This is a genomic window from Pseudonocardia sp. CA-107938 (assembly GCF_050936315.1).
GTDB lineage: Bacteria > Actinomycetota > Actinomycetes > Mycobacteriales > Pseudonocardiaceae > Pseudonocardia.
Genome location: NZ_JBNJNA010000001.1, coordinates 20,009 through 34,985, shown reverse-complemented (window position 1 = coordinate 34,985; position 14,977 = coordinate 20,009). Strand labels below are relative to the sequence as shown.

Genomic DNA, 14,977 nt, shown 5'->3' with positions numbered 1-14,977 from the left:
GGTGGCCTTCAGCGTTCGTGCTCTGTGTTGACCGTCAGGCCCGCCATGGCCGGCTGCAGCGGCTCCCGGTCGTCGCCGGGCTGCCAGACCATCCACGGCGACCGGCCGGAGCGGTACAGGGCCTCCAGCGCGGCGCGCTCCTTGATGGTGTCGGCGGCGTGCCAGAAGCCCTTGTGCCGGAAGGCGAGCATCCGGCCGGCCTTGGCCAGCGGCGTGCAGGCGTCGGCGATGAGGTCGCCGTTCTCCGGCAGGTGGTCGAAGATCTCCGGGCGCAGCACGAAGTAGCCGCCGTTCTCCCAGAGCGGGAGGTCGGTGAGGCTGTGGATCGCGTTCAGCTGCCCGTCGTCGGCGACCTCGATGCAGTGGAACGCGGCCTGCGGCGGCACGGCCACCAGCGAGCCGACGGCGTTGCTCGCGGCGAACTCCTCGATCATGGTGTCGAGGGGGAGGTCGGTGAGCACGTCGGCGTAGTTGGCGAGGAACATCTCCTCGTCCTGGACGTGCTCGCGCACGCGGCGCAGCCGCTCGCCGATGGGGGAGTCCTGCCCGGTGTGGACGAACGTGATCCGCCAGTCCTGGATGTCGGAGCCGAGCAGCTCGACCTGCCCGCCGGAGAGCACGAAGTCGTTGGACGCCGTCTCGGCGTAGGTCAGGAAGTAGTCCTTGATGTGCTGGGCGCCGTAGCCCAGGCAGAGCACGAAGTCGGTGTGGCCGTAGTGCGCGTAGTAGCGCATGACGTGCCACAGCAGTGGCCGGGGACCGACGGTCATCATCGGCTTGGGCAGGTCGGTCTGCCCGTCGCGCATGCGCATCCCGTAGCCACCGCAGAACAGCACGACCTTCATGGGGAGTCCTTCTCGAGCGCCGGTTCCAGCCGACGTTGACCTCGCGCGTCACGGCCGGGCCGTTACGACCCGGCGCCCGTCGAGCGGGCGGCCTCGGCTAGATTTCCGCACGTGACGTTGACCGTGCTCGAGACGATCCTCTATCTCGCGGTGGCGCCCGTCGTGATCTACGTGGTCATCGCGCTGCTGGTCGCCCTGCCGAAGCTGGCCCGGCGCCCCAAGCACCGCCCCGGTGACCCGTGGAACTACGCGCCGCTGTGGTGGACGGCCAACCCGGCCGGCGCCCAGCTGCCCGCCGCGGCCGAGCACCCCCGCACCGGCGACCGAGGAGGCGCTCGTGGCAACTGGTGAGCACGGCCACGCAGTGGCCACGATCGACCCCGCCGACCTGCCGTTCGGCTCGGTGGTCACCGGGTCCGGGCGCGTGTCCGCCGCCCAGACCTACCAGGAGCCGACGAGCTCCGACGTGCCCTTCAGCCCGTCGCAGCTCTCCCGGCTCGACGACGCGCTGACGATGGCCAGCCGCGAGACCGGCCTCCTGTTCAGCCTGTACCTCGGCGATCTGGGGCCCGACACGGCCGGTCGGGCCGCGCAGCTGCACGACCAGCTGGAGAACCCGACGGACGCCGTGCTCGTCGCCGTCAGCCCGGACCAGCGCATCGTCGAGGTCGTCACCGGCCCGGAGGCGCGGCTGCGGCTGCCCGACCGCGGCGCGAAGCTCGCCGTGATGAGCATGATCGCGTCCTTCAAGGAGGACGACCTGCACGGCGGCCTGCTGTCCGGCCTGCGCATGCTGGCCGAGCAGGCAGGCGGCCGGCGGCGCGTCCACCCGACGACCGCCCACCGCTGACCGACTTCGCAGACCTGAGGACCACTTCGCAGGGGTTGCAACCTCTGCGAGGTGGTCCTCACTTCTGCGAAGTGCGGGAGCGCCACCGGACCAGCGCGTCCAGCAGCAGGGCCGTGCCGAGTACCGCCGTCACCGCGGTGGCGTAGCCGCCCAGCACGTCGGTGGGGTAGTGCGCGCCGAGCAGGACCATGCCGGTGCCCGCGATCGCCGCCGGTACGACGCTGGCCGCGAGCAGGCCGACGGCTCCCAGCCGCGTCGGATGCAGCACGCCGATCAGGGCGATCGCGGCGACCAGGCCCAGTGCGGCCGCTCCGGCGGTGTGCCCGCTGGGGAAGGCGAGGTCGCCGTCGACGATGGTGCGGTCGATCGCCGGCTTCAGCAGTGTGGTCGCCACCCCGGTGATGCCAGGGCCCAGGACGGCGAGCGCGGCGAGCCGGCGCCGCCCCGTCCAGAACGCGACGGCCGCCGCGACGAGCGCGACCACCACGACCGTCTGCGGCGCCCCGATCCAGACCAGCGCCTCCAACGCCGAGCGCCCCCGGAACCGCGGCCGCAGCAGCGCCCGGTCCAGCCGGCTCATGTCGTCGGGTCCGGTGCCGGCGAAGCGGACGGTGAGCACGGCGAGGGCGGCCGCGGCGAGCAGCACGGCGAGCGCCACCCATCGCCGGACGCCCGCGGGGAGGAGATCGCCGTCCGGCCGTTCGCGAAGCACGCTCCGACGCTACCGGAGCGCGCGTGGGGGCAACCGCGTTGCGACGAACGGCCCCACCTGCGACGAACCGGTAACGCGTCGGGTCACACCGCGAATGTATGGGTTGTACGCGCCATCCCCAGCTCCCCGCAGGCGCGCACGCAGCAGTACGGCCGCGGACCCCCCGACTCCGCCGCGGCCGGCACAGGAGGACGTCATGGGCTCCCCACCCGACGACGGCGGCCGGCACCGCATGCACGAACCGGACATCGGCGCACCGCGCACGATCTCCTTCCCGACCGACCCGGCGACCGTGCACATCCCCGCGCAGCGCGCGGCGCTCGACCCGCCCACCGAAGTGATCCGGCACGTAGTCGTGCCACCGGACCCCGGCTACGACCCGTACGACTGGGACGGCCTGGTGGAGCAGGAGACGCGGTACGCGCAGCGGCCCGCTCCACCCGTCCGCGGCAGCCGCTGGGGCGTGGCGCTGGGGGCACTCGTGGTCACGGCGTGCGCCGGCTACATCGCGGTCGCCGGCATCGGCGGTTTGCGCGGCCACGCGGTGGGCCCGGCGACGTCCGCGGCCGTCGGGCCGGCCGTGACCGCGACGTTCCCGGCCTCGGCGATCCCGCCCGCGACGGAGACCCCGGTCCCGACGTCGGCGGCGCCGGTCAAGCGGTCGGTGCGCGCGACCACGCCGCCGGTGCAGACCACGGTCCCGGCCACGACGCAGGCACCCCGACCCGTCGAACCGAGCGCGCGGGCGGACGTGCAGGCGAACACCGACGACGGCACACCGCAGCTCGCGGACGCGCCGCCGTCGCCGACCTCGGCCCCTGCGCCCGATCGCGGGCCGCAGACCCGCACCGGCCCGACACCGCCTCCGCCGGGCACCAGTCCGTAGACTCGACCGCCGTGCCGGCGCCCGCCTCCGATCTCGACCTGCAGCAGATCGGCCTCTCCCACCCCCGGATCAAGCAGGCCGTGGAGCTGATCAAGAACACGGCGCCGAACCGGCACCGGCTGTTCGTGGCCGAAGGGCTGTGGGCCAGCAACGCCGTGCTGGAGGCCGGGCTGCCCGTCCGCACGTTCTTCTGGTGCCCTGAGGCCATCTACTCCGACGAGGCGCGCAAGCGCAGCGTCGAGCTCGCCGCGCGGGCCGAGGTCGCCTACCGCGTCTCCGAGAAGACGATGGCGCGCATCTGCGAGCGCGACAAGGTCGACGGGCTCGTCTCCGTGGCGCAGATGCCGTTCTGGGAGCCCGACACGGTGCCGCTGTCGGACGGCGCGCTCGTCGTCGTCGCCGACGGCATCGAGATCCCCGGCAACCTCGGCACCCTCATCCGCACCCTCGACGCGTGCGGCGCCGAGTGCCTGGTGCTCACCAACCGCCGCACCCGCATGACGCACCCGAAGGTGTTCCGCGGCAGCCACGGCATGAGCCTCACCATCCCGTACCTGGAGTTCGAGCAGCCCGACGACGCCGCGGAGTGGCTCAAGGAGCGCGGGTTCACCGTGTACCTGGCCGACACCGATGCCTCGGATCAGCCAGCGCAGCACTACCGCCACGTCGACTACTCCGGGCGCACCGCCATCGTGCTCGGCAACGAGCGCTACGGCATCTCCCGGCCCTGGTACGGGCACGGGTTCGGCGCCGTGTTCGTACCGATGCTGGGTGCCGCGGACTCGCTCAACGTGTCGATCAGCGCCTCGGTGCTGCTCTACGAGGCGCGGGCCCGCAAGGACGGGTGGTGAAGCTCAGCTCCACTGGTGGTGCCGGCCGCCCCTGTCGTCCGGACGCTCGATGTAGACGGTCTCGACGAGGTCGGGGTCGGCCGCGTGCCGCCCGTGGCGCGGCTCCGGCTGCTCGTCCTCGTAGTACTCGTCGTCGTACTGCTGGTCGTCGGGGTAGTCGTCGTAGTACTCGTCGTAGTACGCCTGATCGGCCGGGCGGTCCTCGGCCTCGTACTCCTCGTACTCCTCGGCGGCCGCCGCCTCCCGCTCGGCCCGCCGCTGTGCCGTCTTCTGCGCCTTCGCCCACCGGCGCTTGCGGCCCATGTGGTCGACGATGATCCACACCGTGATCAGCATGGCCACGATCGCGCACGCGAGGGTGGCGTAGACGTCGCCGAGGTGCACCCCGTGGGTCGCGGTGAACCGGTACACCACGGGCCCCATGCGGGTGTCGGAGGCGACCGTCACCACGAACGCCGCCGCCGCGACCCACGTCCCGACGATCAGCATCACCGCCCGACCGAGTGACGGTCGGGTCACCCGGTGGGTGTCGGCGCGACGGTCGGTGGGGGCCATGGCTGAACGCTAGCCGATAGGTGCGCCGGCAAGTGATCCGAGGTGACCACCAGCGAACCGATTGTCACTCAGCGGAGCAATGCCCTGCTCCGAGTGGGGTCAGGCGGACAGGCGGCCGGCGCGCACCGCGCCCAGGAGAGCGGTCCAGGACGGGCCGGAGTAGACGTGCGGGGTGCGGGTGCGGTCCTTCGTGTCGCGCACGGCCACGCCGGACGGGAGCGGGGCGACCTCGACGCATCCCCCGCCGTTGCCGCCGCCGCCGCTGAAGCTGCTGGTGCGCCAGGCGAGCCGTTCGACGTCCATCGATCTGGTCCCTCCGCGTCTAGGTCGCCGCGGCGACCTCCCGCAGCAGCGCCAGCGATTCCTCCGGCCCCAGCGCCATGGTACGCAGCTGGTCGAACTTGTTGCGGGCCAGTTGAACCTCGTCCGGTCGGTCGAGCTGGAGGGCGCCGAGCGCGTGCTCGACGAACGCCATGTCCGGTTCGCCGAGGTCGCCGAAGCTCAGCACGAAGAAGCCGGACTCGAGTGACGCGTGCGCCCCCGAGCGCCTGGGCAGCACCTGCAGGGTCACTGTTGGCAGCGCGACCAGCTCGACGAGGTGGGCGAGCTGGGCCCGCAGTACGTCCGGCCCGCCGATGGGGTTGTGCAGCACCTCCTCGTCGACGATGCCGACGAACCGGAGCAGGTCGGCCGGATCGGACAACCGGCGCTGCCGCAGCATGCGCAGCTCGATCTCGGCCGCCAGCACCTCGGGGGTGCGCGGAGTCAACGACGACTGGTACAGGGCGACCGCGTAGTCGGGCACCTGCAGGATGCCCGGCACGTACCCGCTCGCGTACTCCTGCACCAGGACGGCGTCGGCCTCGAACCGCACGTAGTTGTACTGCGCACCGAGCGGGAACCGCTGCCACCACCGCTTCTTGCGCGCCTCGCGCACCAGGTCCAGCGTCGAGTTCCAGCGGTCGCCGCCGATGTCGTAGAGGTCGAGCATGCTCTTGGCGATGTGCACCTCGACGCCCTGCCGCGCGGTCTCGATCCGCGAGAGGCGACTGGCCGAGATCTCCAGCCCCACCGCGGCCGCCTCGATGGTCAGCCCGCGCTCCTCGCGCATCTGGCGCAGCCGCTTGCCGACGATGCGCTGACGCACCGTTCCTCTGCCGTCGCTCACCTGCGTCGTCCCCCTGGTCACCGGTTGGTGACGCATGGTGACACGGCGGCGGTCAGGTTGGGATTTGCAGATCGCCGGGCAGCCTCAGGACCGGTCGAACTCCCGCGCCGCGAGCGCCCGCACGATGCCCGCCCGGCCCTCGGACACCAGCCGGCGCAGGGCCGGCGGGTGGTCGCCGGCGAGCCACGCGTCGGCGGCGTCGACGGTGGACTTCTCGACGGCCCACGACGGGAACAGGTTGATCACGACCGACTGCGCCCGCTCGCTGGTGCGCCGCTGCCACACCTCGGCCACGACCTCGAAGTAGCGCTCCACGTACCCGCCGAGGAGACCGCGCTGCGCCGGGTGGCTGAACCCGGAGATGATCGCTTCCTGGATGGCGTTCGGCAGCTCGTCGTCGTTGACGGCGCGGTCCCAGGCGCGTTCCTTCGCCTCCGCCGTCGGGATGAGCGCGCGGGCCCGCTCGGCCTGCCGCTGCCCGGTGGAGGTGGGGTCGCGCTCCAGCTCGGCGTCGATCTCGGCCTCGCGGGCGTGGCCGTGCGCGACGAGGGCCTGCAGCAGCCGCCACCGCAGGTCGGTGTCGAGGACGAGCCCGTCGGGGCCGCTCTCGGGGTCGTCGAGCCACTGGCGGAAGCTGTCGAGCACCGAGCCGTAGAGCACGCTGCTGGCCAGCGCGTTGACGCAAGCCAGCTGCACGTCGGAGCCGGGACGGGCGGTGTCGAGCCGGAACAGCAGCGACTGCACCAGCAGGGGCCAGCCGCGCTCGGCCGCCCACTGCTCGTCGGCGTACGACGCGATCGCGGTCTGGGCCTGCAGCAGCAGCCGCTGCACCACGCCGATCTCGGACTCGGCGCCGAACCCGCCGGCGGCGAGCGTGGTGAAGTCGCGGGCCTTGAGCTCGGCCTCGCGGGTCATCTCCCAGGCCGCCGACCAGCACAGGGTGCGGGGCAGCGGCTCGGCGATGTCGCCGATCCGGTCGATCAGCGTGGTGAGCGAGCCCGGGTCGAGGCGCATCGCGCAGTAGGTGAGGTCGTCGTCGTTGACGAGTACCAGCTTGCCCGCGGGCTGCCCGACCAGCGCGTCGACGGACGTGCGCTCGCCGGCGACGTCGAGCTCGATCCGGTGCTGGCGGACGATCTTGCCGCCCTCGTCGTCGCCGTAGATGCCGACGGCGATGCGGTGCGTGCGCAGCTCGCCGGCACCCGGTCGGGCGCCTCCCTGGACGACCTCGAAGCGGGTGTACGTGCCGTCGGCACCGACCTCGAACGAGGGCCGCAGCAGGTTGAGCCCGGTGGTGCGCAGCCATTGGGCGCCCCAGTCGGACAGGTCGCGACCGGACGCCTGCTCCAGCGCGCCCAGCAGGTCGTCGAACGTGGCGTTGGAGAAGGCGTGCGCGGCGAAGTACTGGCGCAGCCCCTCCAGGAACTTGTCCAGCCCCACGTACGCCACGAGCTGCTTGAGCACCGAGGCGCCCTTGGCGTAGGTGATGCCGTCGAAGTTGACCTCGACGGCCTGCAGGTCGGGGATGTCGGCCGCCACCGGGTGCGTGGACGGCAGCTGGTCCTGCCGGTACGCCCAGCTCTTCTCCACGTTGGCGAAGGTGGTCCACGCCTGCGTGTACTCGGTGTTCTCGGCCTGGCACAGCACCGACGCCCAGGTGGCGAACGACTCGTTCAGCCACAGGTCGTCCCACCAGCGCATGGTGACGAGGTCGCCGAACCACATGTGCGCCATCTCGTGCAGCACGGTCTCGGCGCGGCGCTCGTACAGGAAGCGGGTGACGCGGGAGCGGAAGACGTAGTCCTCGAGGAACGTGACCGCGCCGGCGTTCTCCATCGCGCCCGCGTTGAACTCGGGCACGAACAGCTGGTCGTACTTGCCGAACGGGTACCGCACGCCGAAGTTGCGGTGGTAGAACTCGAAACCCTGCTTGGTCTCGGTGAACAGCCGCTCGTGGTCCATGTGCGGGGCCAGCGACGCGCGGCAGTACAGGCCGAGGGGGATCTCGCCGCCCTGGTCGGAGAACGTGTCGTGCCACGCCGCGTACGGGCCGGCGATGACCGCCACCAGGTACGTGGAGATGATCTCGCTCGGCGCGAAGATGCGGGTGACCGCGCCGCCCTCGGCGTCGACGGTGGTCTCCACGACCGAGTTCGACACGACCTGCCACTCCGCGGGCGCGGTGATGATCAGCCGGTGGCGCGCCTTCAGGTCGGGCTGGTCGAAGCAGGCGTACATGCGCTTCGCGTCGGCCGTCTCGAACTGGGTGTACAGGTACACCCCGCCGTCGACCGGGTCGACGAAGCGGTGCAGGCCCTCACCGGTGTTCATGTAGCGGCCGGTGGCCTCGACCTTCAGCTCGTTGTCCGCCGCGAGGGCCGGCAGCGCGATGCCGTCCTCCTCGCGGTAGTCGGAGACGTCCAGCGGCGTGCCGTTGAGGGTGGCCGACAGCACCTCGGCGCCGACGAAGTCGATCCACGTCGACGCCCCGGGCTCCCGGCAGGTGAACCGCACGGTCGACGTGGTCGCGAACGTGTGCTCGCCCGGCTTGCCGCCGCCGTCGGTGAGGTCGAGCTCGACGGTGTAGTCGCTGACGGCGAGCAGGGCCGCCCGCGCCTCGGCGTCGGCACGGGTCAGGTTGGGCGGGGCCATGCGGGTACCGGTCTCCTCGTTCGTGCAGGTCGCGTCGAGCGATCCAACCATGACCGCGCCCGGGATGCCCGGCAACCGGGTTCGGGAAGATGTGAAGGCTCACGCACGTTGGAGGTGTTGTGACGACTTCGGACGCAACAACCGACCGTGCCCGCGTCGAGTTCTGGTTCGATCCCCGCTGCCCGTTCGCCTGGGTGACCTCCCGCTGGATCCTCGAAGCGGCCAAGGTGCGGGACCTCGACCTCTCGTGGCACGTGATGAGCCTGTGGCTGCTCAACAAGGACCGCGACATCTCCGACGAGTACCGCCGCCTCACCGAGGCGTCGAAGGGCCCGGTGCGGGTGGCGATCGCCGCCGCCCGCGACCACGGCCAGGAGGTGCTCGGACCGCTCTACACCGCCATGGGCACCCGCATCCACGACCAGGGCAACAAGGACCTCGACGTCGTGATCAAGGAGTCGCTCGCCGAGCTCGGCCTGCCGCCGGAGCTCGCGGAGGCCGCGGAGAGCACGGACTACGACGCGGAGCTCGCGGAGAGCCACCACCGCGGCATGGACCCGGTCGGCGACGACGTCGGCACCCCGACCATCCACATCGACGGCGTCGCGTTCTTCGGGCCCGTCATCACCCGGGTGCCGAAGGGCGAGCTGGCCGGCCAGCTGCTGGACGCCTCCCGCACGCTCGCGGGCTACGAGCACTTCTTCGAGCTGAAGCGAACCCGCACGGAGAGCCCCGTCAACGAGTGACGCGGGGGCCGCTGCGTCGAGAACGAAGTTGCGGTGATTTTGAATCGGTTCAGTTCGCCACAACTTCGTTCTCGACGGGGGACTGGGCCGTGCGCCGGGCCGCCGCCACCAGAACGGCCACCGCGGCTGCTGCGAACACCGCGTTGCCCACCAGGTCCACCGCCGGGGCCACCGGGACGATCGGGGTCTGCGGGAACGCGTGCCAGGCGTAGGTGAGCAGGGCGGCCGCGGCGAGGGCGAAGGTGTGTCGCGGCGTCCAGCCGGGTCGCAGCGACAGGGTCACCGCGGCGGCTGCGAGCAGCGCCTCCACGGGCAGCACGATCAGCGTCGCCGGAACCCCGGGCAACGCCTGCACCAGCATGAACACCGCCCCGGCGACGAGGCCCGCGCCGAGCACCGCCCAGGCCGGCGGAACCGTGCCCGGGCGGCGGTCCAGCCGCGGCAGCCGCAGCGCCAGCACCACGAGCAGCGCGGCCAGCACCACCACCACGACCAGTGACGGGACGGGCGCCAGGAACGGGTCCATCGCCAGCGACAGGGCCAGCGTCCCGGCCAGCCCGGCGAGGAACAGCACCGCCGCGACGGCCAGGCCGACGCGACCCAGCCACGGCGTCCGCGCCCGGTCCGGCACCAGCGCCTCGACGACGACGATCGGCGCGGTCACCGAGAACACCGCGTGCAGCGTCAGCACGAACACCGTCCACGGGACGGCGATGCCGAGCGCCGGGACGAAGCCGTCCGCCAGCAGGTGCACGCCCGCGTAGTTCGGGTTGAACAGCGACTGGGTGCCGATGCCCTCCTCGAGCAGCCCGTACGCGAGGCCCAGCACGAGCATCGTCGGCACCCCGCGTCCGGCGCGCCGCACGACCTCGCGCACCAGCAGCGCCCCGCCGCCGTACAGCGGCGCGAGCAGCACCATCGCCGGCAGCATGCTGATCGGCAGGTTCCCCAGGAGGAACTCCGCCACGAGCGGGGCCAGCAGGAACAGGCCCACGGCCGGCGCCACGCGGCGCAGGGTGCGGGGCCGGTCGATCGTCTCGGTCATGGGTCGAGCCTCGCCCTGCTCACGCGCGCGCACCCGGGCCGAATCGCCGGATCCGACCGTGACGGATGTCAGGATGGCGGGCATGACGGAGACGATGGCTGTCCAGCACTGGATCGACGGCGCCGCGGTGGCGGGGGCCGGGAGCGAGCGCATCGACGTCGTCGACCCGGCCACGGCCACCGTGATCGGTGACGTGCCGGCCGGCACCGCCGCCGACGTCGACCGCGCCGTCGCCGCGGCCCAGCGGGCGTTCCCGCAGTGGTCGGCCGTCCCCGTCTCCGAACGGGCCGCGACGCTCGCCCGCATCGCCGACGGCATCAAGGCGGCGAACGGCGACATCGCCGCCACCGTCACGGCGGAGATGGGCTCGCCGATCACGTTCGCCAGGACGGTGCAGGCCGGGCTGCCGTACGCGGTGGCGAGCAGCGTCGCGGCGCTCGCCGACGGCTTCGCGTGGGAGGAGGAGCTGGGCAACTCGCTGGTCGTGCGCGAGCCGATCGGGGTGGTCGGCGCGATCACGCCGTGGAACTACCCGCTGCACCAGATCGTCGCGAAGGTCGCCCCGGCCCTGCTCGCCGGCTGCACGATCGTGCTCAAGCCCAGCGAGGTCACGCCGCTCACCGCCGACCTGTTCGCCCGCCTGACCGCGGACGCCGGGCTGCCCGCCGGCGTGCTCAACGTCGTGCACGGCACCGGCCCCGTGGTCGGCGAGGCGATCTCTGCCCACCCCGGCATCGACATGGTGTCGTTCACCGGGTCCACGGCTGCCGGCAAGCGGGTGTCGGTCGCGGCTGCGGGCACCGTGAAGCGGGTGGCGCTGGAGCTGGGCGGCAAGTCCGCCAACGTGATCCTCGACGACGCCGATCTCGCCACGGCCGCGAAGCTCGGTCTCGCCAACGCCTGGATCAACGGCGGCCAGACGTGCACCGCGTGGACGCGCATGCTGGTGCCGGCCGCCCGGCACGACGAGATCGTCGAGCTGGCGGTGGCGGCGGCCGGCAAGTACGCCGTCGGCGACCCGACCCACGAGTCGACCCGGATCGGCCCGATGTCGTCGCAGGCCCAGCAGCGGCGCGTGCACGGCTACATCGAGCGCGGCATCGCCGACGGGGCCACCGTCGCGTTCGGTGGCGCCGGCCCCGTCGACGGCCTGGAGCGCGGCGCCTACGTCCGCCCGACGATCTTCGCCCGCGTCGCGCCGGACGCCGTCATCGCGCAGGAGGAGATCTTCGGCCCGGTGCTGTCGGTGATCCCCTACGCCGACGAGGAGGAGGCCGTCGCGATCGCGAACGCCACCATCTACGGCCTGTCCGGCGGCGTGTTCGGCGAGCCCGATCACGCGCTGGCGGTGGCCCGGCGCATCCGCACCGGCCAGGTCACCGTGAACGGCGGGGCGTTCAACCCGGTGGCCCCGTTCGGCGGCTACAAGCAGAGCGGCAACGGCCGTGAGCTGGGGCGGTTCGGGGTGGAGGAGTTCTGCGAGGTCAAGGCCATCCACCGGTAGGGGTGGCACGGCTCACGTGTGAGCCGGCCGCGACCGATCGGCGCTCTCTCAGGCGGGCTCGTTACCCTGGGCAGGATGGCCGAGAGTGACGAGCGCACCCTGATCGGTGGCCGCTACCGCCTTGACGAACGCATCGCCTCCGGGGCGATGGGTGCGGTCTGGCGGGGCACCGATCAGCTGCTCAACCGCACCGTCGCCATCAAGGAACTGCTGGCCGCGGCGGCCCCCAGCACCACCGCCGGCGGCCGCGACGCGCTCGAGGAGTCGCGCCAGCGCATCCACCGCGAGGGGCGCATCGCCGCCCGGCTGCAGCACGCGCACGTCATCCGGATGTTCGACGTCGTGGTGCACGACGACCGGCCGTGGCTGGTCATGGAGTACCTCGAGTCGAAGTCGCTGTCGGCCGTCATCGCGACCCAGGGCACCCTCGACCCGCTCGCCGCCGCCGCGATCGGCCGTGACGTCGCCGACGGGCTCGCCGCCGCCCACGCCGCCGGCGTCATCCACCGCGACGTGAAGCCGGGCAACGTGCTGATCGGCGACGACGGGCGCACCAAGCTCACCGACTTCGGGGTCTCCCGCGCCGTCGACGACGTGCAGATCACCCGCACCGGGCTGATCGCCGGCACGCCCGCGTTCCTCGCCCCCGAGGTGGCCCGCGGCGCCGACCCCGCCCCCGCCGCCGACGTGTTCGCGCTCGGCGCGACGATCTACGCCGCCATCGAGGGCCACCCCCCGTTCGGGCTCAACGAGAACGCCTACGCGCTGCTGCACAAGGTCGCCACCGGCGTCATCGACCCGCCGAAGCGCACCGGTCCGCTCACCGGCATCGTGCTGCGGCTGCTCGACCCCGACCCGGAGAAGCGGCCGACCGCCATGGAGGCGCGCGACGAGCTCGCCGCCGTCGTCCGCACGGGACTCGCGACGTCCGGCCCGGACACGCTGCAGGTCGATTCGCGTCGCCCGCTGGCCGCGCCGGCCCCTGCGGGACCGCCCACTCTCGCCGCCCCTGCGCTGGTGCCGTCGGCGCCGACGCCGGGTCGGTCGCGCCGCCGGTTCCGGGTCGCGGCGACCGTCGCCGCCGGTGTCGTGGCCGCGGGCGGCATCGCCACCGCCATCGTGCTGGCCAGCAACGGCGGGCAGCAGCCGGCAGGGCAGCCGCAGGCCGCGGCGCCGAGCCCGGCCATCAGCACCTCGGCTCCCAGCGCGACCAGTGCCACCAGCGCGCCGACGACGTCGGGAGCGGTGACACCCGTCCCAGCGGACTCCGCCGTCGCGTTCATGCAGAACTACTACGGCCTGCTCCCGGGCAACACCGACGCGGCGTGGGCGCAGCTCAGCCCCAGCGCCCAGAACGCCTCGGGCGGCCGGGCGGCGTTCAACAACTTCTACGGCGGCCTCAGCCGGGTCTGGTTGGAACAGATCCGCCACGAGCCCGACGGCTCGGTCACCGCGTTCGTCGTCTTCACCAAGCTCGACGGCTCCGTCAGCCGGGAGCCGTACCGGTTCGTCGTGGGCGTCGGCCCCGACGGCCGGCAGGTCCTGCAGAGCTTCGAGAAGACCAGCCCGTCCTCCTGATTCATCCTTGTCGAACCACGACAGCTGTCGTACTCTTGCCCAACCACTACAGCAGTCGTTGTTCGGAGGGTTCGCATGCGAGAACTGACCTACTTCGTGGCCGTGTCCCTCGACGGCTACATCGCCGCGCCGGACGACACGTTCGACGCGTTCCCGATGGAGGGCGAGCACATCGACTGGATCTTCGCGGAGTGGACCGACACGCTGCCCGGCGTCGGCCTCGAGATGGTCGGGCTGAAGGCCGACAACTCCCGCTTCGACACCGTCGTCATGGGGTGGGGCACCTACGCCGCCGGGTTCCCGCACGGCGTCACGGACCCGTACCCGCACCTGGAGCAGTACGTCGTCACCCACCGGCCCGACCGGGAGCTGCCCGGCGACCCGGGCGCGATCACGTTCACCGACGAGGATCCGGTGGCGCTCGTGCGCCGGCTCAAGCAGACCGACGGCAGCGGGATCTGGCTGTGCGGCGGCGGGCAGCTCGCCTCGACGCTCGTCGACGAGATCGACCGGCTGGTGCTCAAGGTCAACCCGCTCCTGCTCGGCGACGGCAAGCGGCTCTTCGCGCAGCGCCCGTACGCGGTGCAGGGGTTCGAGCTGACGGAGAGCCGGCCGTTCGCCAGCGGGGTGATCGCGAACCAGTACGTGCGACGCTGAGCGCATGGCGCGCAACGACGAGCGGCGTGCAGGGCTGGCCGACGCGGCCCTGCGCGTCCTCGCCCGGGAGGGCACCCGCGGGCTCACCCACCGCGCGGTCGACGCCGAGGCCGGTGTCCCCACCGGCACGGCGTCGAACTACTTCCGCAACCGGCCGGCCCTGATCAGCGCCATCGCCGACCGGATGGCCGTGCGGCTCGCGCCCGAGCAGGCCACGCTCGACGAGCTCGGCGCGCTGCCGCCGTCGCGGGAGCTGTTCGCGGCCTACATCCGCGACATCGTCCGGCGGCTCACCCTGCACCGCGACGTGTCGCTCGCCCTGTTCGAGCTGCGGCTGGAGGCCGGCCGGCGGCCGGACCTCGCCGCCGTGATCGGCGACTGGCTGCGCGCCAACTTCGAGGGCGACGTCGCGTTCAACGTCGCCGCCGGGTTGCCGGGCGGGCGCGCGGAGATCGCGCTCTTCCACTACGCGCTCGACGGGCTGCTGCTCGACCGGCTCACCACGTCCATCGACCCCGACACGTCCACCGACGACGTGGTCGCTGCGCTGGTCGACGGCCTGCTGCCGGCGGCGCCGGTCGGCCCGCGGGTGGAGGCCTACGTGATCCAGGACGGATCGGTGCTCGTGTTCGCGCACCGGCCCGGTGCCGGGGGAGCCGGCCTGCAGGTGCCCGGCGGGCCGTTGCGCGACGGCGAGGACCCGGCGGCCGCCGTCGTCCGCGAGGTGCACGCGATGACCGGGCTCGACGTCGAGTTCGTGGCTCCGCTCGGCGAGCGCGGCTTCCACGTCCGGCCCGTCGGCGCGGTGCGGCAGGCCTGGGACCGGGCCGGACGCAGCTTCTTCTGGCTGCCGGCCGCGGTCGCGCGACACGCCCTCGACTTCGGAATGGGGGAGCCGCTCGACCGGCTCACCGGCTAGCGTGGCGAT

The 14,977-nt window shown here is 72.6% G+C and carries 16 protein-coding genes; 9 read left to right on the top strand and 7 right to left on the bottom strand.

Annotated elements, in window-relative coordinates; all coding sequences use genetic code 11:
• Positions 1 to 8: 8 nt before the first annotated feature.
• Complete coding sequence (locus ACQEVB_RS00200; RefSeq protein ID WP_432963025.1) at positions 9 to 845, bottom strand: sugar phosphate nucleotidyltransferase; 837 nt, start codon at positions 843 to 845, stop codon at positions 9 to 11.
• 111 nt (positions 846 to 956) lie between these two features.
• Here ACQEVB_RS00200 and ctaJ point away from each other — a divergent pair, with 111 nt between their 5' ends.
• Positions 957 to 1,196, top strand: a complete 240-nt coding sequence (gene ctaJ / locus ACQEVB_RS00195) for an aa3-type cytochrome oxidase subunit CtaJ (RefSeq protein WP_432963022.1) — start codon at positions 957 to 959, stop codon at positions 1,194 to 1,196.
• On the top strand, positions 1,183 to 1,695 hold the full coding sequence (locus ACQEVB_RS00190; protein ID WP_432963019.1) for a DUF5130 family protein: 513 nt from the start codon (positions 1,183 to 1,185) through the stop codon (positions 1,693 to 1,695). Before ctaJ ends, ACQEVB_RS00190 begins: the two co-directional genes overlap by 14 nt.
• Before the next feature lie 58 nt (positions 1,696 to 1,753).
• Here the strand turns inward: ACQEVB_RS00190 and ACQEVB_RS00185 are convergent, their stop codons facing one another.
• The gene (locus tag ACQEVB_RS00185; protein WP_432963016.1) at positions 1,754 to 2,407 is read right to left on the bottom strand and encodes a phosphatase PAP2 family protein; all 654 of its coding nucleotides are present in this window, start codon (positions 2,405 to 2,407) and stop codon (positions 1,754 to 1,756) included.
• Between the two features lie 196 nt (positions 2,408 to 2,603).
• Between ACQEVB_RS00185 and ACQEVB_RS00180 the strand changes: the two genes are divergently transcribed.
• A complete protein-coding gene (locus ACQEVB_RS00180) occupies positions 2,604 to 3,293 on the top strand; it encodes a hypothetical protein (protein WP_432963013.1) in 690 nt (229 codons plus the stop codon).
• Positions 3,294 to 3,304: 11 nt separating this feature from the next.
• The gene (locus ACQEVB_RS00175) at positions 3,305 to 4,144 is read left to right on the top strand and encodes a TrmH family RNA methyltransferase (RefSeq protein WP_432963010.1); all 840 of its coding nucleotides are present in this window, start codon (positions 3,305 to 3,307) and stop codon (positions 4,142 to 4,144) included.
• A 3-nt stretch (positions 4,145 to 4,147) separates the two neighbouring features.
• On the opposite strand, the gene ACQEVB_RS00170 is transcribed toward ACQEVB_RS00175, so the two are convergent.
• The 4 genes from ACQEVB_RS00170 to pepN all read right to left on the bottom strand — a co-directional run bounded on the left by ACQEVB_RS00170 (position 4,148) and on the right by pepN (position 8,519).
• The gene (locus tag ACQEVB_RS00170; RefSeq protein WP_432963007.1) at positions 4,148 to 4,699 is read right to left on the bottom strand and encodes a hypothetical protein; all 552 of its coding nucleotides are present in this window, start codon (positions 4,697 to 4,699) and stop codon (positions 4,148 to 4,150) included.
• A 99-nt stretch (positions 4,700 to 4,798) separates the two neighbouring features.
• Positions 4,799 to 5,002, bottom strand: a complete 204-nt coding sequence (locus ACQEVB_RS00165) for a DUF397 domain-containing protein (protein WP_432963004.1) — start codon at positions 5,000 to 5,002, stop codon at positions 4,799 to 4,801.
• Between the two features lie 19 nt (positions 5,003 to 5,021).
• Positions 5,022 to 5,867 (bottom strand): helix-turn-helix domain-containing protein, encoded by an 846-nt coding sequence (locus ACQEVB_RS00160; protein WP_432963001.1) that lies wholly within the window; start codon positions 5,865 to 5,867, stop codon positions 5,022 to 5,024.
• An 84-nt stretch (positions 5,868 to 5,951) separates the two neighbouring features.
• Entirely contained in the window at positions 5,952 to 8,519 is a 2,568-nt protein-coding gene (gene pepN, locus ACQEVB_RS00155) for an aminopeptidase N (RefSeq protein ID WP_432980010.1), read from the bottom strand.
• A 119-nt stretch (positions 8,520 to 8,638) separates the two neighbouring features.
• Between pepN and ACQEVB_RS00150 the strand changes: the two genes are divergently transcribed.
• The gene (locus ACQEVB_RS00150) at positions 8,639 to 9,265 is read left to right on the top strand and encodes a mycothiol-dependent nitroreductase Rv2466c family protein (RefSeq protein ID WP_432962998.1); all 627 of its coding nucleotides are present in this window, start codon (positions 8,639 to 8,641) and stop codon (positions 9,263 to 9,265) included.
• A 49-nt stretch (positions 9,266 to 9,314) separates the two neighbouring features.
• Here ACQEVB_RS00150 and ACQEVB_RS00145 read toward each other — a convergent pair whose 3' ends face one another.
• Positions 9,315 to 10,310, bottom strand: a complete 996-nt coding sequence (locus tag ACQEVB_RS00145; RefSeq protein ID WP_432962996.1) for a hypothetical protein — start codon at positions 10,308 to 10,310, stop codon at positions 9,315 to 9,317.
• 82 nt (positions 10,311 to 10,392) lie between these two features.
• Between ACQEVB_RS00145 and ACQEVB_RS00140 the strand changes: the two genes are divergently transcribed.
• The 4 genes from ACQEVB_RS00140 to ACQEVB_RS00125 all read left to right on the top strand — a co-directional run bounded on the left by ACQEVB_RS00140 (position 10,393) and on the right by ACQEVB_RS00125 (position 14,968).
• Entirely contained in the window at positions 10,393 to 11,814 is a 1,422-nt protein-coding gene (locus ACQEVB_RS00140) for an aldehyde dehydrogenase family protein (RefSeq protein ID WP_432962993.1), read from the top strand.
• Between the two features lie 75 nt (positions 11,815 to 11,889).
• Complete coding sequence (locus ACQEVB_RS00135; RefSeq protein WP_432962990.1) at positions 11,890 to 13,392, top strand: serine/threonine-protein kinase; 1,503 nt, start codon at positions 11,890 to 11,892, stop codon at positions 13,390 to 13,392.
• A 75-nt stretch (positions 13,393 to 13,467) separates the two neighbouring features.
• Positions 13,468 to 14,049, top strand: a complete 582-nt coding sequence (locus ACQEVB_RS00130) for a dihydrofolate reductase family protein (protein ID WP_432962987.1) — start codon at positions 13,468 to 13,470, stop codon at positions 14,047 to 14,049.
• Between the two features lie 4 nt (positions 14,050 to 14,053).
• Positions 14,054 to 14,968, top strand: coding sequence for an NUDIX domain-containing protein (locus ACQEVB_RS00125; RefSeq protein WP_432962984.1), 915 nt, complete (start codon positions 14,054 to 14,056; stop codon positions 14,966 to 14,968).
• Positions 14,969 to 14,977: the final 9 nt, after the last annotated feature.